Genomic DNA, 26,832 nt, shown 5'->3' on the forward strand with positions numbered 1-26,832 from the left:
TCTAGACCGTTCTATATAATTGTAGGAGAAAGGATAACAAAATGCTACCCTTTTTTTCTCACCAGCACTGGTATTTGTTCGGCAATGAGAAGAAGAGGCGTTTTGTCTTTATTCGTTAACGAAAGCATGATGCCGCCCTCAATCATCGAATTAATCAGCGTTCCAAGCTGATTTGCTTCTTCATCTGCAAATCCGTTTTCCATTAATTTTCTGGCAAAAACCGCTTCCCAGCTTTTAAACACCTTCATGCAAACCGTCCGCAGCGGTTCACTGATTAACGCTGTCTCACTCGCCAGCAAACCGACTGGAATACCTTTAATGCTTTCTGTGTTATCAAATTGGCTGGCTGTTTTTTTGATAAAAAGCTGAATCGCTTCAACAGGATCAGAGGATTCATCCATCCTTTGCTGTATCAGATGTTCAACGATCTTACCTGTATATGTAACCGCTTCAATTGCTAATTCTTCTTTGCCATTCGGAAAAAAGTGATAAAGCGATCCCTTAGGAGCACCGCTTTCTTTTACAATCTGGTTCAAACCTGTCGCGTGATATCCTTGCAGCTGGAACAGACGTGACGCCGTGTGAAGGATTTTTTCACGTGAATCTCCTCTGCTAGTCATTAAAACATTCCCTCCTAGGTATGGTAGAGCGACTTATATAATATAAAAAAGAACCCTGTGATTGTCAAAAGGGGTAAGACCCTTCCGGATGGGGTAATGTACAAAAACAGCGTCTAGGAGGGATCTCTCAATGACAATCGATCATTCAGTCACGAATACAGAACAGCTTGAACGACAAAACCCCGCCATAAAAACAAAGCTCAAACTGAAAAAGCTTAAGGATCAGGTGATCGTCATTACCGGCGCTTCAAGCGGAATCGGACTTGTCACGGCACGAATGGCAGCTGAAAAAGGCGCAAAGGTCGTGGCAGCAGCGCGAAATGAAGACGCGCTGAAGGAGTTCACTGATGAACTTAAGGAAAAAGGGCACGACGCCATATGGGTAAAGGCGGATGTCGGAAAAGAAGAGGACGTCAACCGCATCGCAGAAACCGCGATCAGCACATTCGGCCGCTTTGACACATGGGTCAACAATGCGGCCGTCTCGACTTTCGGACATGCCATGGACGTCACCGTCGAAGACATGAAGCGCATGTTCGACACAAATTTCTGGGGACCTGTTTACGGAACAAGAGCGGCTGTCAAACACTACACCGGCAGAGGTGTGCCGGGCGCACTCATTAATGTAGGAAGCCTGTTCGGAGACAGGGGAACAGTCATTCAATCCACATATGCGTCTGCCAAATTTGCGCTTCACGGCTGGACGGAAAGCATCCGAATGGAGCTTGAAAAGGAACAGGCGCCCGTCTCGGTAACGCTCATCCACCCGGGCAGAATTGACACACCTTATAACGAGCATGCGCACAGCTACCTCGACAAACAGCCGGCTCATTACCGCTCCATGATCTATCCGCCGGAAGCGGTCGCCGAAGCTATCCTGTTTGCCGCCGAACACCCTAAGCGCGACATGTACATCGGCTCACAGGCCAAAGCCATCGCCATGCTGGGCGCGCTTTTCCCTCGTCTGACCGACAGACTGATGGAAAAAATCATGTATCACAGCCAGCATGCCGAAAAACCGTCCAAACCGCGAGAAGAAAGCGCTCTTTATGATGCGGGCTACGGTATGCATGACAGAGGAACAAATAAAGGATGGATGAGGTCAAGAAGCTACTACACGAAAGCGACGAAGCGCCCCATTGTATCGGCGGCTGTTGTTGCCGGACTAGTGGCTTGGGCTGCCGCCAAACGATGCAGATAATCTCTGACCATAAGAAAAACCCATGCTGTTCCAGCGAACCATGGGTTTTTCAGCTGTTAATCGATAAAAGCCTTGTTCATACGCTGCAGCAGCTCGCCGAACATCTCTTTTTCCTGTGTTGACCATTCTTTCAGCATCTGTTCATAACGTTCAAGGCGCTTTTGCTGATCGGCTTTTAATAGTTGTTTGCCGAGTTTTGTAATAGTAAACAGGCTGACTCTCCCATCAGATGGGTCTGAGAAACGATAGATGAGCTCCTTTGCCTCTAATGCAGCTGCTTGTCTTGAAAGAGTAGAAATATCAAGCTTAAACGATTCTGCCAATTCCTTAACACGAGCAGGCCCAAACTCATCCAATTGTCTAAGTAATAAGTACGAAGATCTCTCCAAATTCCCTGTTCTTTTCTCTGATTGATCCAGATAAACAGCTCTCCTGATAAAAGTCGTCAGCTCATATTCAATTAATTCAACTGGATTTTGATTTTGCAATCGCTCTCGCTCCCTATTCCAATCTCCGGCATTGACAACATCATATATACTTGTATAATACAAATGTACATTAACTGAATAAATACAAGTCGTTATATGACTAAATCAATTATTATACTTGTATAGTACAATCATATAAAAAGAAAGTAAAGCGATTCCTCAGAACCATCCTAGAAGCAAGCACCAGAAAGGAGGAAGCTGTTCTGATTGGAGAGCAGCACTTGATGTGAAAGTCATACGAATTATCTTGCAAGTGTTGATATTATATGTATTTTTTATGATCGGGGAAGCCATTCAGCATCTGTTTCATTTACCCGTATCAGGAAGCATCGTTGGATTGGTATTGCTTCTGATCTGCTTGGGCCTCCGTATTGTTCCCGTCTCCCTCATTGAAGACGGAGCAGGGTTTTTATTATCCTTCCTTCCATTGTTGTTCATCCCGGCAATGACAGGAGTGATAAACTACCCGTCTCTCATTTCATTCAATGGTCTGATGCTGCTGATTACAGTCGTTCTGAGCACCATCGTCACGATCATTGCGGCTGGATTCGCCAGCCAGCTATTAGAGAAAAAAGCAAAAAAACGGGAGGAGAAAGAGAAATGCAGCAAGCATGTATCGCGATCATTATAATTCTTTTAACAGTTGCCGCTTATTTAGGGATGGTCAAACTCTATAAGCGATTCCCGCTTCCATTTCTGATCCCCGTTCTGACAACGACCATTTTGATTGTAGCGGTTTTGATGATGTTCCATGTTTCCTATGAAGGCTATATGATCGGGGGGAAATGGATCAATTCTTTGCTTGGGCCGGCTGTCGTGGCACTGGCCTATCCGCTTTATAAACAATGGCATATCATTGTCAAACATTGTGTTCCCATTTTAGGCGGCGTCCTGGTCGGATTATGCATGGGAATGATCAGCGGGCTGATCTTCGCAGAAGCATTCGGGATTGATCATGATCTCTTATTATCCATTCTGCCAAAGTCGATCACAACACCTGTCGCTATTCAGATCGCCACCGGTCTTGGCGGCGTCCCTTCCATGACAGTCGTATTTGTCATGATTGCGGGCTTTTCAGGCGTCATCCTCGGGCCTCTTTTCCTAAAATGGCTTCGCATACGCAGTTCCCTTGGACAAGGCATTGCATTAGGCAGCGCCTCCCATGCACTGGGCACCTCCAAAGCATTGGAATATGGGGAACTGGCCGTCTCCATGAGTTCCGTATCCATGACGCTTTGTGCGGTGCTCGGCTCATTCTTCGGCCCGCTCGTCGTCTGGCTGTTTCATATTTAACAAAGAAAGACTGCCCCGGGGGAGGGCAGTCTTTTTCGTTTAAGAAGCAAAAAAATCAATCAGCGGCTGAAAGTCCTTAGATAAATCAACGTCATTCGGTTCTGCTTGAAGCAGGCGGTCAATCATACGCTCCAGTTCCTCAATATGATGTTGATCTGTGTATTCAATGAAGTTTAAGCTTTCAAGCCAATCCCGGTATGAATGTTTGGCTTTGCCATAGCTGTTTCCAAAGACAAGGCAAGGTGTTTTGGTGATAATCGAGAAAATCATCGCGTGAAGGCGGTCGGTAATCACCAATTTACTGGAACCGATGCGGTCCAGCATCTCCATAAAATGCTTTTCACGATCAGCGTAATCGATGGTGTCTACCGTATCCAGCACCGTATCGGTACGCTCTGTGTAAGTTGTTTTTTCTGCCCATTTCTTCATCTGTGAAATAAAATCTTCGTCAGTCACTTTCTCCTTATCCGCTCTTAAAATAAAGAGAACGCCGTCCCGCTCGAGCTCTCGCGGCACAATATCCAAGGAAAGCACCATGTCCGGTGTAAAGATCACATTGGAGTTGAAGGTCTCTTTCACAACATCCAGTGTTTGCGTCTCACGCGCAGCAATCGTTAAGTTTGTATTTTGATGGTACGCATCCTGTGTTTTTTTCTTTTCCTTCTGTCCTTCCTCTGTATCCTCAAAATAAACGGATTGTGGCAGAGAAATTGATTTGTAGTCTTTAAACGCCGAAAAGACCTTTCTTCTGTCTTCCTCAATATCGAGATAAAGGTTTCCTAAGTTCCCTCCGCCTGTAAAGCAGACAATATCGTCTTCACGAATGATCTCCTTCACCAGTTCAATGCCCTCATCCGTCGCATAATCCATAATCTCAATGTATTCATAATACGGAAAATGATTTTTGATAAATTTCTCTTCCGCATACGCAATCGCTTGGTCTCCAATGTTTGTGTAACTAGGGGAACCAAACAAAAATACTTTTCGTTTATCATTTAACAGAGCTTCCGGCTCCACATTTGGCGCAATGCCTTTTACTAGTTTTTTGCCTTTGATTTTTTGTACAGTCATATCTGCGTCCTCCTTCTGGGATGAATTCCTCATTGTGTGTTAACTGTCTCTACCCAAAAAGAAGGATGGCTATGCATTGGCATGTGCATCGGCTATATCAGAAACATCGTTTTCGCCAATTTGATAGACGCTGCAATGTCCCGCGCCGTTCTTTCCATATATTCCGCGGCATGTTCAAACGCATCTTCTAGCGGCACGGCTCCGGGGACGATGCTGAAAAGCGCATCGATTCCGTGTTGATAGACGGCATCACTGTCACGTGATACTGATCCCGCAATACCGATGACAGGCACATCGTATGATTTAGCCGCCTTGGCTACGCCGATCGGGGTTTTTCCATGAACCGTTTGGCTGTCGATCCGTCCCTCGCCGGTAATCACAAGATCTGCATCCTGAACGATACTTTCAAAATCAACCGCTTCAAGGACAATATCAATGCCTCTTTTCAGGTCAGCCTGAAAATAAGTCAGCAGGCTCCATCCAAGACCGCCCGCTGCACCGGCGCCCTCTGTATCTCGGAAGGTTGATCCGAGCTCTTTTTCTGCCATATCAGCGAAATGGCTTACGTTCTGTTCTAGTACATCCAGCATGTCGGCCGTCGCGCCTTTTTGCGGTCCGAAAACAGCCGTAGCACCCTTTGGTCCTGTTAACGGATTGTCCACGTCACAGGCAACTTCCAGTTTGACATTCCGCAATCTGGAATCAAGCCCGCTCACATCTATTGATGCAAGCTGAGATAACGCGCCGCCCCCTGGACCAATCTCGCTGCCTGAGTTATCAAGAAGCCTTCCGCCCAATGCCTGAATCATCCCGGCTCCCCCGTCGTTCGTGGCGCTTCCGCCGATTCCGATGATCAATCGCTCCGCTCCCGCATCAAGAGCTGCTCCGATTAATTCTCCCGTTCCCCTTGTTGTAGTAATGAGCGGATTTCGCTTATCTACAGGCACCAGATGCAGCCCTGAAGCAGCAGCCATTTCAATCACAGCTGTTCTCCCATCTCCCATCATGCCAAAGAAAGCTCTCACCGGTTCCCCCAGCGGCCCTGTGACAACTTGCTCTATGATCCTTCCATTGGTCGCATCGACCAGAGATTGAACGGTTCCCTCGCCGCCATCCGCCACCGGCAATTTTCTGTAATCAGCACCCGGAAAGACCGATTTGAAACCTCTTTCTATCGCTTCGGCTGCCTCCAGAGCTGATAAGCTTTCCTTAAAAGAATCAGGTGCAATGATGATTTTCATCCAAATCGCCTCTTTCAAAACATGATTCACTTAACCTATTGATCTCCAATGTACCATACTTGATCTGGAAATACATACCATGCAATATGGTAAAAATTTAATTAAAAATTAGAAATGAAAGTGTTTGCATAAAAGAAATATTCACGTTATCATACTTGTATACAAGTATACTTCTTGAGTGAGGAAGGTGAGTGTATGCTAGACTCCAAAGACCTGTTGTATCCCGCAAAATGGCTCTCAAAAGCGTCAACCGGGGTTCGTGTCGCATACGAGCTGAGAATGCGGATCGTTTCAGGCCTGATTGAAAGCGGTACCATTTTATCAGAAAATACAATCGCCGCCGAGTTTTCAGTAAGCCGTTCGCCGGTTCGCGAAGCGCTAAAAATACTCGCATCCGAAAAAATCATCCGCTTAGAACGAATGGGAGCGGTCGTAATTGGTTTAACTGAGAAGAAAATCGCGGAAATTTATGATGTGCGGTTACTATTAGAAACATTTGTCTTTGAACGGCTTGTCAAAATAGACATTGAGCCTTTAGTTAAGGATCTCAGCAAAATTCTTGAAATGATGAAAGTCTCAATCAAATATGAGGATGCTGACGAATTTTCATTTCAAGATGTGCTGTTCCATGAAACGATTATCCGAGCGATTGATCATTCATACATTCAGATGATCTGGAACAATCTAAAACCCGTCATGGAAAGCTTTATTCTTTTATCGATGCGGGTACGGTTAAAGGAAAAGTATGAAGACTTCACAAGGATTTTAGATAACCACGAGCTTTATATTCAAGCCATCAAAACAAAGGATAGGGCGCTGATGATTCAGTCTCTTCACCAAAACTTTGATGATGTGCAGGATAAGGTAGAAGACCTATGGCTCTCACAACAAATGCTGGCAAAAGGAGCTGAATACAACAATGACTAGTTATATGTTAGGAATCGATATCGGCACGACAAGCACAAAAGCTGTGCTGTTCAGTGAAAACGGAGATGTGGTACAGAAAGAAAGCATCGGCTACCCGCTCTATACACCGGACATCTCAACAGCTGAACAAAACCCGGAAGAGATATTTCAGGCAGTCATCCATACAACAGCGAGAATTACAAAACAGCATCCCGAAAAACAGATCTCTTTCATTTCGTTCAGCAGCGCCATGCACAGCGTCATTGCAATCGACGAAAATGACAAGCCGCTGACGCCATGCATCACATGGGCCGACAACCGAAGTGAAGGCTGGGCGCATAAGATCAAAGAGGAATTGAACGGACATGAGGTGTACAAACGGACGGGAACACCGATTCATCCGATGGCACCGTTAAGTAAAATTGCCTGGATCACGAATGAAAGGAAAGAAATCGCTTCCAAGGCAAAAAAATATATCGGCATCAAAGAATACATTTTTAAACAGCTGTTCAATGAGTATGTCATCGATTACTCATTGGCATCAGCGACAGGCATGATGAACCTGAAAGGCTTGGATTGGGACGAAGAGGCACTGCGCATCGCAGGCATCACGCCGGATCACTTATCCAAACTCGTGCCGACAACCCAGATCTTTCAGCACTGCAGCCCGGAAATAGCGATCCAAATGGGAATCGATCCGGAAACGCCTTTTGTCATCGGCGCCAGCGACGGCGTGCTGTCCAACCTCGGCGTTAACGCCATTAAAAAGGGCGAAATCGCCGTCACCATCGGTACAAGCGGTGCCATCCGGACGATTATTGACAAGCCGCAAACCGATGAAAAAGGGAGAATTTTTTGCTATGCCTTGACGGACAAGCATTGGGTTATTGGGGGACCTGTGAACAATGGAGGCATCGTCCTTCGCTGGATCAGAGACGAGTTTGCCTCCTCCGAAATTGAAACAGCGACACGGCTGGGCATTGATCCATATGACGTGCTGACGAAAATTGCCCAACGCGTCAGACCCGGTTCTGACGGTCTGCTGTTCCACCCATATCTCGCCGGAGAACGCGCTCCGTTGTGGAATCCGGATGTACGCGGCTCATTTTTTGGCCTGACCATGTCGCATAAGAAAGAGCATATGATACGCGCGGCATTGGAAGGCGTCATTTACAACCTGTACACGGTGTTCTTGGCGTTAACTGAATGCATGGATGGCCCGGTAACCCGCATCCAAGCGACAGGGGGATTTGCAAGGTCAGAGGTTTGGCGCCAAATGATGTCGGATATCTTCGAATCAGAGGTTGTCGTTCCGGAAAGCTACGAAAGCTCATGTCTCGGCGCCTGTATTTTAGGCCTGTATGCAACAGGAAAAATTGACTCATTCGACGCCGTGTCCGACATGATCGGCAGCACATACAGACATACGCCGATCGAAGACTCAGCCAAGGAATACAGAACATTAATGCCGATTTTCATCAATCTATCAAGATTATTAGAAAATCAATATACACAAATTGCAGATTATCAGAGGGGCTTAATCACACACAAATAGTACATGACATGAAGGGGAGGGCATTACCATGCCGTTAATCATCGTTGCACTTGGGATCTTAGCATTACTATTTCTGATTATGGGCTTAAAATTAAACACATTTATTTCCCTGCTGGTCGTATCGTTCGGCGTGGCACTGGCACTCGGGATGCCGTTCGATAAGGTTGTCAGCTCCATCGAAGCAGGGATAGGGGGGACTCTTGGCCACATCGCGCTCATCTTCGGACTCGGTGCGATGCTGGGCAAGCTGATCGCGGATTCAGGAGGCGCACAGCGCATTGCGATGACGCTCGTCAACAAATTCGGTGAGAAAAATATTCAATGGGCCGTTGTCATTGCCTCATTTATTATTGGGATTGCGTTATTTTTTGAAGTAGGACTGGTTCTATTAATTCCGATTGTCTTTGCGATTTCAAGAGAATTGAAGATTTCTATTTTATTTCTCGGAATCCCGATGGTCGCGGCACTATCCGTCACACACGGTTTCCTGCCGCCGCACCCGGGACCTACGGCGATCGCCGGTGAGTATGGCGCAAACATTGGAGAAGTGCTGCTGTATGGCTTTATTGTTGCTGTTCCGACAGTGCTCATCGCAGGGCCGTTATTTACAAAGTTCGCGAAAAAAATCGTTCCTGCATCATTTGCGAAAAACGGCAATATTGCATCACTCGGCACACAAAAAACGTTTAACCTTGAAGAAACACCCGGCTTTGGAATCAGTGTCTTTACTGCAATGCTCCCGATTATCATCATGTCGGTCGCGACCATTATCGACCTGCTTCAAGAAACAATCGGGTTTGCAGATAACGGAGTTTTAGCTTTTATCAGATTGATTGGAAACGCATCGACTGCTATGATTATTTCGTTATTGGTCGCAGTCTATACAATGGGCATCAAGCGCAACATTCCAGTCAAAACCGTGATGGATTCTTGTTCAACTGCCATTTCACAAATCGGCATGATGCTTTTGATCATCGGAGGAGGCGGCGCCTTCAAACAAGTGCTGATCAACGGCGGTGTCGGCGATTACGTAGCAGACTTATTCAAAGAAACGGCATTATCGCCAATCATTCTGGCATGGCTCATCGCGGCGATCCTGCGCATTTCTCTAGGATCAGCAACTGTTGCCGCACTAAGCACAACAGGTCTGGTCATCCCGTTATTGGGCCATTCTGATGTTAACCTGGCGTTAGTCGTGCTCGCAACAGGCGCTGGAAGTGTCATCGCTTCACACGTCAATGACGCCGGCTTCTGGATGTTCAAGGAATACTTCGGATTAAGCATGAAAGAAACATTCGCCACATGGACATTGCTGGAAACCATTATTTCCGTTGCTGGACTGGGATTCATTTTATTGTTAAGTTTAGTTGTATGAAATTAAGAAGGAGCTGTAACACATGTTCAATACGATTGGTGTCATAGGCTTAGGCGTAATGGGAAGCAACATCGCCTTAAACATGGCAAATAAAGGTGAAAACGTCGCTGTCTATAATTACACCAGAGATTTAACGGACCAGCTTGTCCAAAAGCTGGATGGACAATCTCTCAGCCCGTATTACGAGCTTGAGGACTTTGTTCAATCGTTAGAAAAACCAAGAAAAATCTTTTTGATGGTCACAGCGGGAAAACCCGTAGATTCCGTCATCCAATCATTAAAGCCTTTGCTTGAAGAAGGCGACGTCATCATGGACGGAGGAAACTCCCACTATGAAGACACAGAAAGAAGATATGACGAGCTGAAGGAAAAAGGGATCGGCTACCTGGGAGTCGGCATTTCCGGCGGTGAAGTCGGCGCATTAACAGGGCCTTCCATCATGCCGGGCGGAGATCGCGACGTCTATGAGAAAGCCGCTCCTATCCTGACGAAAATCGCAGCTCAAGTCGGAGATGACCCTTGCTGTGTCTATATCGGACCAAAAGGGGCAGGGCACTTTACAAAAATGGTGCACAATGGCATTGAATATGCCGACATGCAGCTGATTGCAGAAGCGTATACGTTTCTAAGAGAAACGCTTCATCTGCCGCTAGATGAAATTGCATCTATTTTTGAAACATGGAATCAAGGTGAGCTGAAAAGCTATTTAATAGAGATTACAGCTGAGATTTTACGCAAAAAAGACGAAAAAACAGGACAGCCTCTGATCGATGTCATCCTTGATAAAACCGGCCAAAAAGGCACCGGAAAATGGACGAGCATGCAGGCGATTGATAACGGCATCCCGTCCACGATCATCACAGAGTCCTTGTTCGCCCGCTACTTGTCATCTTTAAAAGAAGAACGGATGGCAGCTCAAGATGTATTAGCAGGCCCGGAAGCCGAAGAAAAACACTTGGATAAAGACACTTGGATTGAATACGTCAGACAGGCTCTTTACATGGGGAAAGTATGCGCCTATGCACAAGGCTTTGCCCAATATAAGATGTCATCTGAGCTTTACGGCTGGAATCTGCCGCTCAAAGACATCGCCTTGATTTTCCGAGGCGGCTGCATCATCCGCGCTGATTTCCTAAACGTGATCAGCGAAGCATTCAGTGAGCAGCCAAATCTGGCTAACCTGCTGATCGCGCCTTATTTCACAGATAAGCTCCATGCCTATCAAACAGGCCTGCGAAAAGTCGTTTGCGAGGGTATCAGCACCGGAATCTCTTTCCCATGCTTAACTACCGCGCTCTCTTATTACGACGGCTACCGCACAGGGCGTTCCAATGCGAACCTCTTGCAGGCGCAGCGCGATTACTTTGGCGCTCACACGTACGAACGGACTGATATGGACGGCGTTTTCCATACGAATTGGTCTGAATAACCTGTCATCAAAAACACGGTCAGTTTTCAACTGAACCGTGTTTTTTTCTTCTATCCCAAACAACAGAAGACATAAGTTATGTTTTAAATATCATAAACAGTGATACAATAATAGCTAGAAACAATCCCCAAGATCATCATGTGACAGCAGCTTGCTGTTCCGTTCTATTCTGCTTTTGGCCATTGTCCTTTGCCCTTGACCATGGTGTCATAAAATGTTCAAATGCCAAAACGGCCTGTCATTCTGATTTACAAAAGTCCCTGAAAACCTTGTCTAATTGAGAATCAGCCTCTCATTTGTTATAAAAGAAATGCATAAATCCTACCTGTCACACCTTTAGTAAGATGAAAAAAAGTAGGTTATGGCTTGACAAAAAATATATATTAATTAATAATTCATATATAATTAGAATTATTATTGAAAGCGATTATGCTTTCTAATACATTTTTAGGAGGAATATACATTATGTCTTTAATCGGTAAAGAAGTACTTCCATTCGAAGCAAAAGCATTCAAAAACGGTGAATTCATCGATGTAACAAACGAAGATTTGAAAGGCCAATGGAGCGTATTCTGCTTCTACCCAGCAGATTTCTCTTTCGTATGCCCAACTGAGCTTGAAGATCTTCAAGAACAATATGCTGCTCTTAAAGAATTAGGTGTTGAAGTCTACTCTGTTTCTACAGATACTCACTTCGTACACAAAGGCTGGCATGACAGCTCTGAAAAAATCAGCAAAATCACTTACGCAATGATCGGCGACCCATCTCAAACGATCTCTCGCAACTTCGATGTTCTTGACGAAGAAACTGGCCTTGCTGACCGCGGAACATTCATCATCGATCCAGACGGCGTTATCCAAACTGTTGAAATCAATGCAGGCGGTATCGGCCGTGACGCAAGCAACCTTGTAAACAAAGTAAAAGCAGCTCAATACGTTCGTCAAAACCCAGGTGAAGTTTGCCCGGCTAAATGGGAAGAAGGCGGCGAAACTCTTACACCTAGCCTTGATCTAGTAGGTAAAATCTAAGGAGTGCATTCAATTGGTACTTGATGCAAACATCAAAGCACAATTAAATCAATATATGCAGCTAATTGAGAATGACATTGTTCTCAAAGTTAGCGCAGGCGAAGATGACACTTCTAAGGACATGCTGGCTCTCGTTGATGAGCTGGCTTCCATGTCATCGAAAATTTCAGTTGAAAAAGCTGAATTAAACAGAACGCCAAGCTTCAGTGTCAATCGTGTCGGAGAAGACACTGGCGTGACTTTCGCCGGTATCCCTCTGGGCCACGAATTCACATCATTAGTGTTGGCGCTGCTCCAAGTGAGCGGCAGACCGCCTAAGGTGGACCAAAAAGTCATTGATCAGGTGAAGAAGATCAGCGGTGAATACCACTTCGAATCTTATATCAGCCTGACATGCCACAACTGTCCTGATGTTGTACAAGCTTTAAACATGATGAGCGTGCTGAACCCGAACATTACGCACACGATGATTGACGGTGCAGCATACAAAGCAGAAGTTGAAAGCAAAAACATCATGGCAGTGCCGACCGTTTACCTGAATGGCGAATCCTTCGGAAGCGGCCGTATGACGCTTGAAGAAATCCTTGCGAAAATGGGCAGCGGCGCAGATGCATCTGAGTTTGCTGACAAAGAGCCGTTTGACGTTCTTGTTGTCGGAGGCGGACCTGCTGGTGCAAGTGCAGCGATCTACACTGCACGTAAAGGCATCCGCACTGGGGTTGTCGCTGAACGCTTCGGCGGACAGGTTCTCGACACCATGAGCATCGAAAACTTCATCAGCGTCAAAGCGACGGAAGGGCCGAAGCTTGCGGCAAGTCTTGAAGAGCATGTGAAGGAATATGATATTGATGTCATGAACCTTCAGCGTGCGAAACGCCTTGAGAAAAAAGATCTGTTCGAACTTGAACTCGAAAACGGCGCTGTCCTGAAAAGTAAAACAGTGATCCTTTCAACAGGTGCACGCTGGCGCAATGTCAACGTCCCCGGTGAACAAGAGTTCAAAAACAAAGGTGTCGCATACTGCCCGCACTGTGATGGGCCATTGTTTGAAGGCAAAGACGTTGCGGTAATCGGCGGCGGAAACTCTGGTATCGAAGCAGCGATTGATCTTGCAGGTATTGTCAATCACGTTACTGTGCTAGAATTCGCGCCGGAACTGAAAGCAGACGAAGTCCTGCAAAAACGTCTCTACAGCCTGCCTAACGTTACTGTCGTGAAAAACGCACAAACAAAAGAAATCACAGGTGATCAGAGTGTTAACGGCATCACATATGTAGACCGCGAAACAGGCGAAGAAAAACACGTTGAACTTCAAGGTGTATTCGTCCAAATCGGTCTCGTGCCAAACACAGAATGGTTAGAAGGAACGGTTGAACGCAACCGCATGGGCGAAATCATCGTCGACAAACATGGCGCAACAAGCGTACCAGGCTTATTTGCTGCCGGCGACTGCACAGACAGTGCGTACAACCAAATTATTATTTCTATGGGATCAGGTGCAACTGCCGCCCTCGGCGCGTTTGATTACCTAATCCGTAACTAATATAAGAAAGCCGCAATTGCCAGATTGGCAGCATTGCGGCTTTCTTTTTTATTCCAAAAATATTGCAAGTTTTATACAACTGTAATATAGTTGTAATGTTAGTGAATGGTCACTTCACACTCAGCATATTTGCTGTTTTTAAAGCGATACGCACTGATTTTCTATTTAACGTGCCCTGATACTTTTTGACCTTTTTTTTCAGATCTTTAATGGTTTTTTCCTTTTTGGCATTTTCTAATGCCATCAGCGCTTCCCAGCGTTTCGCTGTTTCTGTGGAACTGCAGCCGCTAACTGTAGTCACAGGCGGAAGAAGCTTCGTGTTAGATAGTTTTTCGTCAAAAGGAACGGTATCAGGAATCGCTTTCTCTTTATAAATATGGTCTAATTCATTTTGATTCAAGAAGCTGATGAAATGGTCAAAGTTTTGCGCTTGCCGTTTCTCAGGCTGATGAAAATCAAGTGTTTCAATTAATTCTGACAGTTTTGTCTGATCGGTTATCTCATTTGCCATGACATGCGTTAATTGATGGTACTCAGCTAATTCACGCATTCTGGCATCTTTCGGAAGCAACAGGCTCGGTGTACCGGCAATCGTCGCTGCGATATTTCCATGCAGCCTTGCGCCAAAGCTCAAATCGGCTTTTCTCAGGAAATCCAGCCAAGTCGGCACATTTAAAAAGAATCGGACTCTATCATTCTGATAAGCCGGGTCTTCCATGCTGACCGGATAATTATCAGCAGGCTTCGCTAGCGCAGGCGCACCCGCATACGTCAGAATCATTTCTTTTCGCCATTGCGGGATAAAGTAATGATTCGGGAACTCTTTCATGCTTCTCGTAATAAAGTCCAGCACATGCTTTGGAGACAGCCTTGATGAGTTAACCGTCACCATAGATTCTGTTGTGATATTAGTTTCTCTTATCTTCAGTTCTCTGCCAAACGCATACATAGAAGGACACCCAATCACCGTATGGTCAATGCCTTCACGGAAGCCTAATCTGGAAAGGTATTTCGCTGTAATTTCACCGCGGACACCGATCATATTTGATCTCTCCAGCACAGCACTTACAAACGCTTTTACATCCTCATCAAAAGGAAAACCTTCATTTAATTTTGGTTCAAACGGAGCCCGCAAACCAACACCAATCACAACAACCGGAATGGTTAGTTTCTTAATTAATTGGGTATATTTCCGTAAAGAAGGCACGAAATCCTCGCGGAATGCATCTGCCAGCGGAATAACATACATATCATAATTTGTATTAATTTGTTCAGCATCCGCTGGATTAATCCGATAATAATCAGGAGTAATCGTCGTTCCTTCTGTCATCAGCGTGCGAAACACACTGTAGGCATATACTAGGTTTCCTACGTTGCCGCCAATGGAGTTGCGAACAATCATTTCAGCTGCATTAAATGTATCAAATGGTGATATGCCAGCTCTTATTAAAATGTTTTTCAATGTGATGTTGCCCCTTCCTCGCCAAATTTTTTTCAGGAGATTTGCTTAGGGAACTCTATCATGATCTTAAAACTTCAGCCGGACACCCGCTTTCATCCCTTTTTACTCACAAACTCTCTCCCTTTCTTCCATTCTAATATTAAATTATACAAAAAAGGATCTTACAGGTGAAATCATAACATACAATCAGCGCTAGTAATCTATTCCCATTATTGGATATCGTGTCGGATCATGCCAAAAACCCGAACCAGGCACTCGGTAAAAGTGCTCGATTCGGGCCAGCTTCTTATAGTTCCTCGCCATTCGTTTGAATGACATTTTTGTACCACTCAAAGGAATCTTTCTTATACCGCTTCATGGATCCGTTTCCTTCATTGTCACGATCAACATAGATCATGCCGTAGCGTTTTTTCATTTCGCCAGTTGTGAAGGAGACAATATCAATAATGCCCCACGGCGTGTAGCCAATTAAATCAACACCATCGTACGTGACCGCTTTTTCTAATGCTTCAATATGCGATTTTAAATATTGAATGCGCTCCGGATCATGAACCTTGCCGTCCTCCTCCAGCGTATCCACTGCGCCAAAGCCATTTTCAACGATGAATAACGGGATTTGGTATCGGTCATAAAAACGATTTAACGTATATCTCAGCCCGGTTGGATCAATCGCCCATCCCCAGTCACTCGAAGTGATGTACGGATTTTTGACACCATTCGGCAAGCCGCCATTTACAATATCGCCAGTGTTATCATTTTTCACATCGCTTTTCACAGTTGTTGACATGTAATAGCTGAAGCCTAAGTAATCGACGGTTCCGTTTCTTAAAATCTCATCATCGCCGTCTTCGAATGTGATGTTGTAGCCTTCGCGTTCAAATTCCTTCAACGCGTAGCTTGGATAATAACCGCGCACCTGCACATCAGGGAAGAAATAGCGCTGCCTCATTTCTTCTTCAGCCAGCATCACATCTTTAGGATTGGAGGAGAAAGGATAAATCGGCACGTGTGATACCATGGCCCCGATCTGGAACTCTGGATTGATGTCTTTTCCTTTTGCCACTGCTAATGCGCTCGCCACTAGTTCGTGGTGTGCCGTTTGATACATGACCTCCTTGGCGTTTTCGTTTTCGCCAACCACAACACCTGAATTCGTCCATAGGAACAACGGATTGTTCACATCCATTTGGTTGTTAATCTCGTTAAATGTCATCCAGTACTTCACTTTATCTTTGTAACGGGTAAAGCAAGCCTCTGCGAAGTTGACGAATAAGTCCACGACTTTCCGGTTTCTGAAGCCGCCATATTCTCTTGCCAGGTGCAGCGGCATTTCAAAGTGAGACAGGGTAATGACCGGCTCGATCCCATGCTTCAGCAATTCATCAAACACATCATCATAAAACTGCAAACCAGCTTCGTTCGGTTCAGCCTCATCGCCTTTCGGAAAAATCCGGCTCCAGCCGATGGACGTCCGCAGGCATTTTAATCCCATTTCTGCAAACAAAGCGATATCTTCCTTGTATCTGTGATAGAAATCAATGGCTTCATGGTTTGGATAAAATTCGTTTTCTTCAATCGTGTCAGTGATTTTTCTCGGCACGCCGTGCGCACCCGCTGTCATCACATCGACGACACTCGGCCCTTTACCGCCTTGATTCCATCCGCCTTCAAATTGGTGGGCAGCTAAAGCACCGCCCCATAAAAAATCCTTCGGCATGTTTCCCATGTTTAATTCCTCCTCAGCTTACGACTGTAAATATTTTTTGATGTAATGCACTTTCCTCAATCTCTTCAATGAAAGCTTTATCAAACTCAACAAGCACTTCGCCTTTTTTGACGGTATCGCCTTCTTTTACCTTCAAGGAAAAAGACGTGCCGCCTAATGTCACCGTATCCAGCCCGATGTGCGCAAGCAATTCGACGCCGGACGCTGAACGCAGGCCAATCGCATGCTTTGTAGGCGCAACCATGACAACCGTAATGACGCCGGGATGGTAGCATCGATTTCACGATATCCTTCGCTTTAGGGGTAGACCGCTTCAGCACCAATCGAAGTCTGGTAGCGCAGCGAGAAGCCCCAATCACATTCTCTTCCCCGCCTACGGCCTCTAAAATGTCTTTTGCTAGTCTCGTATAATCTCTCACTTTCCCCGACATTTTCACCCACCCCTTTGTTTTGGTTACGCTTTCATTATAATTGTACCGGTATAATTTATCAATGCCGAAACAAACTATTTACGCACTAACTATCATTGTAAGCGGTTTATGCTATAATTTTGACAAGTGAAACTAAACGAATAAATGAGGAATGCGTATGTTAAAATACCAGCAAATTGCAGCGGAAATTGAAACATATATAGAAGAACACCAGCTTCAGCAGGGAGACAAACTGCCAGTCCTGGAAACCCTCATGGCCCAGTTTGAAGTAAGCAAAAGCACCATCACAAAGTCCCTGGAGCTATTAGAGCAAAAAGGCGCGATCTTTCAAGTCAGAGGAAGCGGCATTTTCGTCAGAAAACATAAACGAAAAGGCTATATCAGCCTTCTGTCGAATCAGGGATTTAAAAAAGACCTCGAGGATTTCAACGTCACCTCAAAAGTCATCGAACTGGACGTGAGAAAGCCAACACCGGAAGCGGCGGAAAATCTGAACATCGAAATAAACGAAGACATCTACTATGTCAAAAGGGTCCGCTACATCAACGGCCAGACCCTTTGCTACGAAGAGTCTTACTACAACAAATCGATCGTGACGTATTTAAACAACGAAATCGTCTCCCACTCCATCTTCCATTACATCCGGGAAGGACTGGGGTTGAAGATTGGTTTTTCTGATTTGTTTCTGCACGTGGGCCAGCTTAATGAGGAAGAAGCGGAATACTTGGGATTAGAGGCTGGACTGCCGAAGCTGTATATAGAAAGTATTTTTCACCTGACAAATGGGCAGCCGTTTGATTACTCGAAGATTTCGTATAATTATAAGCAGTCGCAGTTTGTCGTACAGGCTAATAGTTTTTTGCTGTAGAGCTGCTTCACTATGGAAGGTGGTCGACATGAACAAAATCATCATTCCTGCAATACTAGCCATCTTTGCGCTCTGGATACTCTTACAGATTTCACTAGAGATGAGCATCGTTAAGAATCCAATGAACTACTTTATCGTATTCATTATCTTTTTCCTTTTTATAAAGATGGTGAAAGAAAAACAATAATAGTTTACTTTGAACAGGAAACCAGATTTGACATCTGGTTTTTTTGTGTTTCACTTTATTCATCCGTTTCAATTGTCTCTAAAAGCAGTTATGCGGTACTATCATATAAAGGTCCAATGTTTAAAAATAATGTCATACTTTTAAATTCACCTTATCATGCACATGATCATATATAGGGATTTATTCTAAAAAGGGGATGGACGATTTTGGAAAGCAAGTACCTAGATCTACTCGCGCAAAAATACGATTGTGAAGAAAAAGTGGTAACAGAAATCATTAATTTGAAAGCGATATTGAACCTGCCAAAGGGCACTGAGCATTTTGTCAGTGATTTGCACGGGGAGTATCAGGCATTCCAGCACGTGCTGCGCAATGGTTCAGGACGAGTCAAAGAGAAGATACGCGACATCTTCAGCGGTGTCATTTACGATAGAGAAATCGATGAATTAGCAGCATTGGTCTACTATCCGGAAGACAAACTGAAGTTAATCAAACATGACTTTGATGCGAAAGAAGCGTTAAACGAGTGGTATAAAGAAACGATTCATCGAATGATTAAGCTCGTTTCATATTGCTCCTCCAAGTATACCCGCTCCAAATTACGCAAAGCACTGCCTGCCCAATTTGCTTATATTACGGAGGAGCTGCTATACAAAACAGAACAAGCTGGCAACAAGGAGCAATATTACTCCGAAATCATTGATCAGATCATTGAGCTTGGCCAAGCCGATAAGCTGATCACCGGCCTTGCTTACAGCGTTCAGCGATTGGTGGTCGACCATCTGCATGTGGTCGGCGATATTTACGACCGCGGACCGCAGCCGGATAGAATTATGGAAGAACTGATCAACTATCATTCTGTCGATATTCAGTGGGGAAATCACGATGTCCTTTGGATCGGTGCCTATGCCGGTTCCAAAGTGTGCCTGGCCAATATTATCCGTATCTGTGCCCGCTATGACAACCTGGATATTATTGAGGACGTGTACGGCATCAACCTGAGACCGCTGCTGAACCTGGCCGAAAAATATTATGATGATAATCCAGCGTTCCGCCCAAAAGCAGACGAAAACAGGCCAGAGGATGAGATTAAGCAAATCACAAAAATCCATCAAGCGATTGCGATGATCCAATTCAAGCTCGAGAGCCCGATTATCAAGAGACGGCCGAACTTTAATATGGAAGAGCGGCTGTTATTAGAGAAAATAGATTATGACAAAAACGAAATCACGCTAAACGGAAAAACATATCAACTGGAAAACACCTGCTTTGCGACGATAAATCCGGAGCAGCCAGACCAGCTATTAGAAGAAGAAGCAGAAGTCATAGACAAGCTGCTGTTCTCTGTCCAGCATTCCGAAAAGCTGGGCCGCCATATGAATTTTATGATGAAAAAAGGCAGCCTTTATTTAAAATATAACGGCAACCTGTTGATTCACGGTTGTATTCCTGTCGATGAAAACGGCAATATGGAAACGATGATGATTGAGGATAAACCGTATGCGGGCCGTGAGCTGCTCGATGTATTTGAACGATTCTTGCGGGAAGCGTTTGCCCACCCGGAAGAAACCGATGACCTGGCGACAGATATGGCCTGGTATTTATGGACAGGCGAGTACTCCTCCCTCTTCGGAAAACGGGCCATGACGACATTTGAGCGCTATTTCATTAAAGAAAAGGAAACACATAAAGAAAAGAAAAACCCGTATTATTATTTACGAGAAGACGAGGCAACCTGCCGAAACATCCTGGCAGAATTCGGCCTCAATCCAGATCATGGCCATATCATCAACGGCCATACACCCGTAAAAGAAATCGAAGGAGAAGACCCAATCAAAGCAAACGGAAAAATGATCGTCATCGACGGCGGTTTCTCCAAAGCCTACCAATCCACAACAGGCATCGCCGGCTACACGCTGCTCTACAACTCCTACGGCATGCAGCTCGTCGCCCATAAACACTTCAACTCCAAGGCAGAAGTCCTAAGCACCGGAACTGATGTCTTAACGGTGAAGCGATTAGTGGACAAAGAGCTTGAGCGGAAGAAAGTGAAGGAAACGAATGTGGGTGAGGAACTGTTGCAGGAAGTAGCGATTTTGGAGTGTTTGCGGGAGTATCGGTATATGAAGTGAGGGATGTGGGGTTCAGGGGTTAGATCTGTCTCCCTAGAAGGTAGACAGATGAAATTAAATATCTGTTTTCCTTGAGGGGATTCTATCGCACCTGGAAAATAAAACTCAAGTAGATAAAAAACTAACCAGAAGATAGTTGCAAAACCAATGTTATGACGTACACTTTGTGATGCGTTAATTCTGGAGCATTATTATGGTTCTTAGAATGAGTTATTCAATTGAATGATCTAGTTACGAAGTATCGAAGAAATAACTGATTTCTCACGAAAAAACCAAGAACAAGAGTTTCTTGGTCTTTTTTATTTATTCATTCGTTTATAAAAAGGAGTTAAGTTAGTTCATTCAAAGCAACCGGAAGATCTTTAAAACCACATAGCATCAATTACGCATTAAAGTCGCAAGACAGAAGATAGACAGCAGATAAAGAGATGCTAAAAACATTTAATACAGACTTTAACTTCATTATTTTAGTGATTGAGCATAAATTTTAAACGTTGAATGTAGATAGAAAAAAAGCGCAAGTCAACTCAAAAGTGTGCTCGTCTAAAATCGGTAAAGGTTAGCAACAAGGAGTTATAACAAAACTATTGTAAAATAAAAGATGTTATCCTTAAATGTCTTCGCTTATTAATTATTAAAAGGAGAGTTTCTATTTTCTCTCCCTTTTCACCTCTAATTTAATTCACTTTAATGTTACTACACTTTATAAAAAGCGCTTTAATTCTATTAGAATTTCTAAATCTTGTTCTCTTTCAACATTAATTCTGCTTTCACCATTTAAATTTTGCTGTAACCATTGAAAATAAATTCGTCTTTCTTATATAGTTCACTCTTATTTTGTTACCATAAAACTCAAATGATGATAAGCTATTCTGACAATGAATTTTTTTCTTCACCAGTTTCTTTATCTAGCTCAAATACATTAAAGTTAGATCTATATGCCATCTTATGATGATTAGGATTAAATACTTCATTTAACCAATAGTTCAAAAACATAACTTCTGCTTTATCCGAACTTAATTTATCATAAAAGTTCTGTAATTTGACTTGGATAGCTCCAAAGACAAATTGATTGAGTCATTTTCTTCAAACTCACTCACTTATGATAAGGCTCTCCGTAATAAATGAGGTATTACTCCTGTTCCAGGATAGATTCGTACAAACCATAACCCCGAGGAATAAAGCTGTCTATTTAAGTCTTCCACTAGTGTGTTAAGTGCTGTCTCAAAATTATCTTTACTATTTCCAAACAGTGATAAAACTTACCAATTTTCCTCAATAGCACTCTCTTTTAAGAAGTCTAAAAACTGTTTCTATAAAATATCTACTCCCAATTTTGCTTGCTTTCATAAATATCTGATAGATTGTAATTGAAAATTCCATTTAGTACGGGCGGTTCTATTTGTCTAGATGAAAAAATATAACGTGTAGCAAAAAAAGATGTTCGAAAATTAATAGCTCTTATAAATTCAGGACTAGCCTTAACATATGGTTTTCTTTTCCTACCCCATGTTGCCCTTAAACACATTGTAGAATTTAAAGGGAACGTTAAGTGAATATTTGGGTTATTCCAACCACTGAAAGACGGAGATATTTTTTTCTGACTTGGATCATTTAATATTACTGGATTGTCTGATGTAAGAAAGTACTTATGTTGAGGTGCGATATGAAACTGCCAGTTCATATTGTAAATAACCGGTACAAATATTTTAGAAGACTCAATCATAAGTTCCAGCGTTGTTAATTCCTCAGCACTAATTGTTTCTTCAACTATTTCTTTTGTCTCCTCGCTTACGTCAAAGAGCGATTTTAATCTTTCGATGTTTCTATGAAACCATGTCATGTAATTAAGAAAATTAGGTACTCTGGAAAGAGAAAAGTATATAAAGTGAGAGAATTGAATTCTCTCTTCATCACTTAACAAAGTCTGGTTTAGTATCTTTTTCAAAATTATCGCTGAAGGAGTTTCAATTTTCTTTGCAAAAAATTCTTCAACTTCTGTGGTTATATCTCCCGTAATTAGTTTCAAATCATAATATCCGTTTATATTGGCCACATTTTTTGTACTCTTCTGTTTTAATTTTTTAAGATACTTATCGTAAACCCATAGACTTGGTTCACGAGGAGGAATAACTCTTTCGTCTAAAAAACCTTTTAAATAAAATTGTGATACATAATGGTGATTGCGCTTTTCCATTAACTTTCTCTCCAATTCCGGATATTTATTAATAGTTGGTGTAATCTCATCATAATACCTATATATGGAAATAATATAGCAACAAACAGCTTGTTTTCCTTTTAAATATAAATGTCACCGATATACTAGACTTAATACTACACCCATTAAATTCTTAACAAAAAATATCTCACAACTTCACTCCTTATCTTTAAATTTTTCTTTTATGGATAAACATATTGATACTCCAAAAGCCACACCTGTTTTGAATAGCTCAATAGGCGACACCCAGTTCACCTCCCACAAATTATATTATCTTGATCGAAAATCCATCAGTACAAGCTTTATTACATGACCACCTTTCAATAGACCAATAATCTTTAAATGGAGAACCCAAAAAGAAGTGGTGAATTCAGATTATTCCGCGGTGAAAATATGAATGGTGTAAAACCAATTAAGGAAACTTTTATGACATATTTAGCTGCACGTAACTTGCAAGAAGAGTTAGTGTCGACGTCAGTGTTAGTATTACTAGACCAGGCCCAATTCATGCCGTGAAGATTTTAAATAACGATAAAGATATTTTTGCTGGTGAATGGGAAACGGGTAATATAGCATCTTCACATAGAGCACTAAATAAGATTACTACAGGTATATTAACAACGTTTAATAGGCGGCGTACTAATACTTCCTTCCAGAGAGATGTATACTCATCTAACAGATAGAGTTGGAAACTATCGTGAATTAAGCCCTTATTTCGATGTATGGAGAAAAGCTAATTATCCGATTTAAAAGGATTTTTAGCAGTCATCGAAATTGAGCATGATTATTTAACGGATGACAAATCATTGCAGATCAAGAAGGGCACTAACGGAAGAGCTTTAATATAATAAGAAAGGACACATATTGTGTCCTTTAAATGTAATCTTTTATCTGCATAAATTGTTCAACTTTTTCCATGCTGTCAATTATTATACGTTGCTTATCATCGACCATGTTTTGTGCCCACTTCACAAAATTTTCGTTATCCATAAGAGTACTTCTATACTTCGATCCGTATACATTAAACTCTAGCGATATAATCAATTTAGTATAGTAAGCAAGTCTGAAAATGAACTTTTCGGTTGCAAAGCTACTTTCGTCTTTTCTATAGAAATGAATATTTGTCTTATATCCTATATAATGCTGCTCACTGTCATAGATTTCTTCAAGCCACCTCCTGAAGAGTTCAACTGCTTGATCATCATCTTTTATCTTGTCCATGAAACTTGATAGTTGTAACCTTTCTACCCGGGATAGGCCTTCAACATTCTCTACTTGAAATTGTTCGAGTTCAGGAGAAGTACTATCTTCTTTGACCTCTTGTTGAAGTATATGTATTTTTACATCCTCATATATATCTCTCATCAACCTCTTATTTTTGAAGATGTTAGAAGGTGTTTTATCAACATCTCTCACTTTTAGTACCATTCTACTTAGAATCTGCTCAATGATTTCTTCGAAATTTACGGATTGAGAAAGTCTAGACAGATCTGTACTGTCTTTAGGAATAAGCTCTTTACCTAAAGAATCGAAAACTAACTTGCTTACTATTTCTTTCCCATAAAGTAAGATAGCAAGTCTTTCTCCTACTGGACTTTCTGCTTTTTTTAACTCTAACTTATCGGCAATTATTCTCTCAATTCTTACACAGTTCCAAATATAGTAACTAGTAACACTATCGTTGAATAATTTTTTATATGCTGGTGAATCTATGTCAGCAAATATAGATCCTAGTTCTCTTTTGACAAGTATAGTCGCTTCAATATCCTTTGCAAAAGATACAGCTCTTGTTGCTTCACGCACACCAAAACTAGTTTCAGTAGTTTCCTCTTCTTCACTCCGCATTAGATGATACTTAATTCCAATCAAAGCTAAATCTCTCTCAATCTTTTTCTGATAACCATCTAATGATATAAAATCACGTTCTTTTATTTCATTTTGTCTATTATTTTTTGTTGTTACTGCTGATGCAAAAGCTTCATTTAAGTACTCTTGTTCTTCATCATCAACACTTGTAATAGAGATAATTCTCAGAGGAACGTATACATTATCTAAGTTTCCCTTTCCGTCTTCTCTAACGGAAGTAGGTATCGTTTGTGCATACTTTCCTATAACTCCTACAGTTTGGGCTCCGTTTACAACACTAATGCCTTTACACTCAAAGGTTCCTAACTCTTTGGTATTTCCTTTTCTCTTTTTGTCTAGTTCTTCACACACAATAGTAATACCGTTATTGTAATACCAAAATAATTCCGGCTCAGTTTCAATAGTGTTTCTAATCTCATCATTAATTTGTGTATTGCCCAATACTTTTCTTAAGTTATAGTCATAAAGAGAATTCCCATAATTCTCCCACCAATCAGCTATCTGTAACGCAGAAACTTGACCATATACAGCCTCCATCTCTCCTTCATATCTTCCCCAATCTTTAAGATCAATATCTATATCAATGTTTCTTGAATTTTTTTTATTATGCAAGGAGGCATATAATCTTTTTTGATTTATAATTTCTAGTTCGGCGACATCTCTAAAATCATTCAGTTCCTCTAGTAGATCATTGAACTCCCGTCTTGCATCCTGAGATAAATTTGTAGCTGTATACACTAAAATTATCTTAAACTTTAATTTACTTTTTTCTAAGATTGATACAATCTCACCTCTTCGATCATTCACTTTTTGGTTGAATTTATCAAACTTAGTGTTAATTAAATCCTTAACGCCACCAATAAAAGAATGTATTTCACCGATTGTGGGTTCAGAATTTCCCTTATGATTGTATTTAGACTGAACTAAACAAAGCTCGTTCTTTTCTTTATTATAATAAATTAAATCAATACCGTTATCCTTTGAACCGTCTGTAATAGAATTTGCCACAATGCTGTTATCAATTTCTGTATACATTACATTTATACTATAAGCAGCAAGTGCCCTACTTAGAAATTCATTTGATTCAGTCGGTTCTCCTCTTACTATTGCGTCCGAAAGATCAAGTAGCCCATCATATTCATCAGTAATCCTGCTCTTGATTTGACTCATTTCAAGTAAACCCAATTTATAGTCCTCCTAAGATAAAATACAAAAGTATATTTCACTTAATATTTGTATTTGTGGGTATTTCTACATTAATATGACAAAAAAACCTCATTTACTTATGGTACGGTTCTCCACGATTAATCCGAAAAGCCCGATAAATCTGCTCAACTAGTATGAGACGCATCAACTGATGAGGAAATGTCATCTTTGAAAACGACAGCTTTTCATCCGCTCGCTTCATCACCGCGTCGCTCAGTCCGAGTGATCCGCCGATGACGAAGGTGACTTTGCTTTTTCCATATGTAGCCAGCTTATCTATTGTATCGGCTAGTTCTTCGGATGTTTTCATTTTTCCTTCGATGGCGAGGGCGATGACGTGGGCGTCGGGGCTGATTTTTGATAGGATGCGGTCGCCTTCTTTGTCTTTTATGATTTTCATGTCCTGGTCGCTTAGGTTTTCCGGCGCTTTTTCGTCCGGGAGTTCGATGATGTCGATTTTTGCGTAGGCCGAAAGTCGTTTGGTGTATTCTTCAATGCCTTGCTTGAGGTATTTTTCTTTTAGTTTTCCGATTGTCACAATATTGATATTCACAGGTCATCCCCACTTTAAAAACAAGTTATTCATATATTTTGTCCACAATTGTGGATATCTTTTCTGTATTTTGTGTAAGATCATTCGTTCCCCACTATATATACTGCGGGGTCTCCACATAATTCACAGGCTGTGGATAAACTGTTAGTATGTTCGATTTTTCTGATTTCGGGCGGCAGCTCGTGGTCGTCTATGTACATATCCAGCACCGTTTCGATGTGTTCTTCACAGGAATAATACGCTTGTTTCATGTTCAAATCCTCCGATGTTTTCTTCCATTTTTACAAATGTTCTCTTCTCAATATAACCTATTTATTCACATGTTAGTAGTGCTTCGGGCTGAGTTTTATCCACAATTCGACAAACAAGCTGTTGATGACTCTATTTCGCTCGTGTGTTAGTTTGGATGTAACCGATGTGTGGGGAGGTTTG

22 protein-coding genes and 2 pseudogenes are annotated in these 26,832 nt (G+C 42.5%); 12 read left to right on the forward strand and 12 right to left on the reverse strand.

The genetic code is table 11. The annotated features are described in order from the left end of the window. Nucleotides 1-44: 44 nt before the first annotated feature. On the reverse strand, nt 45-620 hold the full coding sequence (gene yxaF, locus MKX71_RS20645) for a transcriptional regulator YxaF (RefSeq protein WP_339231591.1): 576 nt from the start codon (nt 618-620) through the stop codon (nt 45-47). A gap of 130 nt (nt 621-750) precedes the next feature. Here yxaF and MKX71_RS20650 point away from each other — a divergent pair, with 130 nt between their 5' ends. Further along, on the forward strand, nt 751-1,821 hold the full coding sequence (locus MKX71_RS20650) for an SDR family oxidoreductase (protein WP_144484439.1): 1,071 nt from the start codon (nt 751-753) through the stop codon (nt 1,819-1,821). 56 nt (nt 1,822-1,877) lie between these two features. Here the strand turns inward: MKX71_RS20650 and MKX71_RS20655 are convergent, their stop codons facing one another. Next, nucleotides 1,878-2,309, reverse strand: a complete 432-nt coding sequence (locus tag MKX71_RS20655) for a MarR family transcriptional regulator (RefSeq protein WP_003243994.1) — start codon at nt 2,307-2,309, stop codon at nt 1,878-1,880. A gap of 226 nt (nt 2,310-2,535) precedes the next feature. On the opposite strand from MKX71_RS20655, the gene MKX71_RS20660 reads away from it, so the two are divergent. Both MKX71_RS20660 and MKX71_RS20665 read left to right on the forward strand, forming a co-directional pair. Beyond that, nucleotides 2,536-2,940, forward strand: coding sequence for a CidA/LrgA family holin-like protein (locus MKX71_RS20660; RefSeq protein ID WP_029726136.1), 405 nt, complete (start codon nt 2,536-2,538; stop codon nt 2,938-2,940). Continuing rightward, on the forward strand, nt 2,910-3,602 hold the full coding sequence (locus MKX71_RS20665; protein ID WP_339231592.1) for an LrgB family protein: 693 nt from the start codon (nt 2,910-2,912) through the stop codon (nt 3,600-3,602). The genes MKX71_RS20660 and MKX71_RS20665 overlap by 31 nt, the downstream gene beginning before the upstream one ends. 39 nt (nt 3,603-3,641) lie before the next feature. Here MKX71_RS20665 and MKX71_RS20670 read toward each other — a convergent pair whose 3' ends face one another. Then, the gene (locus MKX71_RS20670) at nt 3,642-4,673 is read right to left on the reverse strand and encodes a polysaccharide pyruvyl transferase family protein (protein WP_192858132.1); all 1,032 of its coding nucleotides are present in this window, start codon (nt 4,671-4,673) and stop codon (nt 3,642-3,644) included. 92 nt (nt 4,674-4,765) lie between these two features. Next, entirely contained in the window at nt 4,766-5,914 is a 1,149-nt protein-coding gene (locus tag MKX71_RS20675; protein ID WP_076457355.1) for a glycerate kinase, read from the reverse strand. A gap of 195 nt (nt 5,915-6,109) precedes the next feature. On the opposite strand from MKX71_RS20675, the gene gntR reads away from it, so the two are divergent. The 6 genes from gntR to ahpF all read left to right on the forward strand — a co-directional run bounded on the left by gntR (nt 6,110) and on the right by ahpF (nt 13,751). Beyond that, nucleotides 6,110-6,841, forward strand: coding sequence for a gluconate operon transcriptional repressor GntR (gene gntR / locus MKX71_RS20680; protein ID WP_003243132.1), 732 nt, complete (start codon nt 6,110-6,112; stop codon nt 6,839-6,841). Then, a complete protein-coding gene (gntK, locus tag MKX71_RS20685) occupies nt 6,834-8,375 on the forward strand; it encodes a gluconokinase (protein WP_015483939.1) in 1,542 nt (513 codons plus the stop codon). The genes gntR and gntK overlap by 8 nt, the downstream gene beginning before the upstream one ends. 28 nt (nt 8,376-8,403) lie before the next feature. After that, nucleotides 8,404-9,750 carry a gluconate permease GntP gene (gene gntP, locus MKX71_RS20690; RefSeq protein ID WP_024571486.1) on the forward strand — a complete coding sequence of 449 codons (1,347 nt, stop codon included), beginning with the start codon at nt 8,404-8,406 and terminating at the stop codon, nt 9,748-9,750. 22 nt (nt 9,751-9,772) lie between these two features. Beyond that, nucleotides 9,773-11,179, forward strand: coding sequence for a decarboxylating NADP(+)-dependent phosphogluconate dehydrogenase (gnd, locus tag MKX71_RS20695; RefSeq protein ID WP_101169704.1), 1,407 nt, complete (start codon nt 9,773-9,775; stop codon nt 11,177-11,179). A gap of 465 nt (nt 11,180-11,644) precedes the next feature. After that, on the forward strand, nt 11,645-12,208 hold the full coding sequence (gene ahpC, locus MKX71_RS20700; protein ID WP_003243686.1) for an alkyl hydroperoxide reductase subunit C: 564 nt from the start codon (nt 11,645-11,647) through the stop codon (nt 12,206-12,208). A 13-nt stretch (nt 12,209-12,221) separates the two neighbouring features. After that, a complete protein-coding gene (ahpF, locus tag MKX71_RS20705) occupies nt 12,222-13,751 on the forward strand; it encodes an alkyl hydroperoxide reductase subunit F (RefSeq protein ID WP_003226996.1) in 1,530 nt (509 codons plus the stop codon). A 109-nt stretch (nt 13,752-13,860) separates the two neighbouring features. Here ahpF and MKX71_RS20710 read toward each other — a convergent pair whose 3' ends face one another. From MKX71_RS20710 to MKX71_RS20725, 4 genes and pseudogenes are all read right to left on the reverse strand, one after another. Then, the gene (locus MKX71_RS20710) at nt 13,861-15,213 is read right to left on the reverse strand and encodes a polysaccharide pyruvyl transferase family protein (RefSeq protein ID WP_327847092.1); all 1,353 of its coding nucleotides are present in this window, start codon (nt 15,211-15,213) and stop codon (nt 13,861-13,863) included. A gap of 286 nt (nt 15,214-15,499) precedes the next feature. Then, complete coding sequence (gene bglA, locus MKX71_RS20715) at nt 15,500-16,939, reverse strand: 6-phospho-beta-glucosidase BglA (RefSeq protein ID WP_327847091.1); 1,440 nt, start codon at nt 16,937-16,939, stop codon at nt 15,500-15,502. A 13-nt stretch (nt 16,940-16,952) separates the two neighbouring features. Beyond that, nucleotides 16,953-17,192 (reverse strand): annotated as a pseudogene (locus MKX71_RS20720) (PTS glucose transporter subunit IIA); the annotation flags it as partial. Nucleotides 17,193-17,289: 97 nt separating this feature from the next. Beyond that, a pseudogene (locus MKX71_RS20725) lies at nt 17,290-17,370 on the reverse strand (PTS beta-glucoside transporter subunit IIBCA); the annotation flags it as partial. Between the two features lie 157 nt (nt 17,371-17,527). Here MKX71_RS20725 and MKX71_RS20730 point away from each other — a divergent pair. The 3 genes from MKX71_RS20730 (at nt 17,528) to fbp (ending at nt 20,557) form a co-directional block, all read left to right on the forward strand. Further along, nucleotides 17,528-18,238, forward strand: coding sequence for a GntR family transcriptional regulator (locus tag MKX71_RS20730; RefSeq protein WP_046161066.1), 711 nt, complete (start codon nt 17,528-17,530; stop codon nt 18,236-18,238). 28 nt (nt 18,239-18,266) lie between these two features. Beyond that, entirely contained in the window at nt 18,267-18,425 is a 159-nt protein-coding gene (locus tag MKX71_RS20735; RefSeq protein WP_041334195.1) for a hypothetical protein, read from the forward strand. A 206-nt stretch (nt 18,426-18,631) separates the two neighbouring features. Then, entirely contained in the window at nt 18,632-20,557 is a 1,926-nt protein-coding gene (fbp, locus tag MKX71_RS20740; protein ID WP_339231594.1) for a fructose-1,6-bisphosphatase, read from the forward strand. Between the two features lie 1,324 nt (nt 20,558-21,881). On the opposite strand, the gene MKX71_RS20745 is transcribed toward fbp, so the two are convergent. The 4 genes from MKX71_RS20745 to MKX71_RS20760 all read right to left on the reverse strand — a co-directional run bounded on the left by MKX71_RS20745 (nt 21,882) and on the right by MKX71_RS20760 (nt 26,651). Beyond that, nucleotides 21,882-22,754, reverse strand: a complete 873-nt coding sequence (locus tag MKX71_RS20745; protein ID WP_339231596.1) for a DUF4238 domain-containing protein — start codon at nt 22,752-22,754, stop codon at nt 21,882-21,884. A gap of 894 nt (nt 22,755-23,648) precedes the next feature. Further along, a complete protein-coding gene (locus tag MKX71_RS20750; RefSeq protein ID WP_339231597.1) occupies nt 23,649-25,826 on the reverse strand; it encodes an AIPR family protein in 2,178 nt (725 codons plus the stop codon). 94 nt (nt 25,827-25,920) lie between these two features. Beyond that, complete coding sequence (rlmH, locus tag MKX71_RS20755; protein ID WP_003226975.1) at nt 25,921-26,400, reverse strand: 23S rRNA (pseudouridine(1915)-N(3))-methyltransferase RlmH; 480 nt, start codon at nt 26,398-26,400, stop codon at nt 25,921-25,923. An 80-nt stretch (nt 26,401-26,480) separates the two neighbouring features. Then, on the reverse strand, nt 26,481-26,651 hold the full coding sequence (locus tag MKX71_RS20760; RefSeq protein ID WP_003219122.1) for a CxxH/CxxC protein: 171 nt from the start codon (nt 26,649-26,651) through the stop codon (nt 26,481-26,483). Nucleotides 26,652-26,832 lie beyond the last annotated feature (181 nt).

Source organism: Bacillus sp. FSL M8-0071 (assembly GCF_037975455.1).
Taxonomy (GTDB): Bacteria; Bacillota; Bacilli; order Bacillales; family Bacillaceae; genus Bacillus; species Bacillus subtilis.

Coding starts and splice junctions, on each gene's coding strand:
- yxaF (WP_339231591.1), bottom strand. CDS start 620: ATGACTAGCAGAGGAGATTCACGTGAAAAAATCCTTCACACGGCGTCA.
- MKX71_RS20650 (WP_144484439.1), top strand. CDS start 751: ATGACAATCGATCATTCAGTCACGAATACAGAACAGCTTGAACGACAA.
- MKX71_RS20665 (WP_339231592.1), top strand. CDS start 2,910: ATGCAGCAAGCATGTATCGCGATCATTATAATTCTTTTAACAGTTGCC.
- MKX71_RS20670 (WP_192858132.1), bottom strand. CDS start 4,673: ATGACTGTACAAAAAATCAAAGGCAAAAAACTAGTAAAAGGCATTGCG.
- MKX71_RS20675 (WP_076457355.1), bottom strand. CDS start 5,914: ATGAAAATCATCATTGCACCTGATTCTTTTAAGGAAAGCTTATCAGCT.
- gntR (WP_003243132.1), top strand. CDS start 6,110: ATGCTAGACTCCAAAGACCTGTTGTATCCCGCAAAATGGCTCTCAAAA.
- gntK (WP_015483939.1), top strand. CDS start 6,834: ATGACTAGTTATATGTTAGGAATCGATATCGGCACGACAAGCACAAAA.
- gntP (WP_024571486.1), top strand. CDS start 8,404: ATGCCGTTAATCATCGTTGCACTTGGGATCTTAGCATTACTATTTCTG.
- gnd (WP_101169704.1), top strand. CDS start 9,773: ATGTTCAATACGATTGGTGTCATAGGCTTAGGCGTAATGGGAAGCAAC.
- ahpC (WP_003243686.1), top strand. CDS start 11,645: ATGTCTTTAATCGGTAAAGAAGTACTTCCATTCGAAGCAAAAGCATTC.
- bglA (WP_327847091.1), bottom strand. CDS start 16,939: ATGGGAAACATGCCGAAGGATTTTTTATGGGGCGGTGCTTTAGCTGCC.
- MKX71_RS20730 (WP_046161066.1), top strand. CDS start 17,528: ATGTTAAAATACCAGCAAATTGCAGCGGAAATTGAAACATATATAGAA.
- MKX71_RS20735 (WP_041334195.1), top strand. CDS start 18,267: ATGAACAAAATCATCATTCCTGCAATACTAGCCATCTTTGCGCTCTGG.
- MKX71_RS20745 (WP_339231596.1), bottom strand. CDS start 22,754: ATGGAAAAGCGCAATCACCATTATGTATCACAATTTTATTTAAAAGGT.
- MKX71_RS20760 (WP_003219122.1), bottom strand. CDS start 26,651: ATGAAACAAGCGTATTATTCCTGTGAAGAACACATCGAAACGGTGCTG.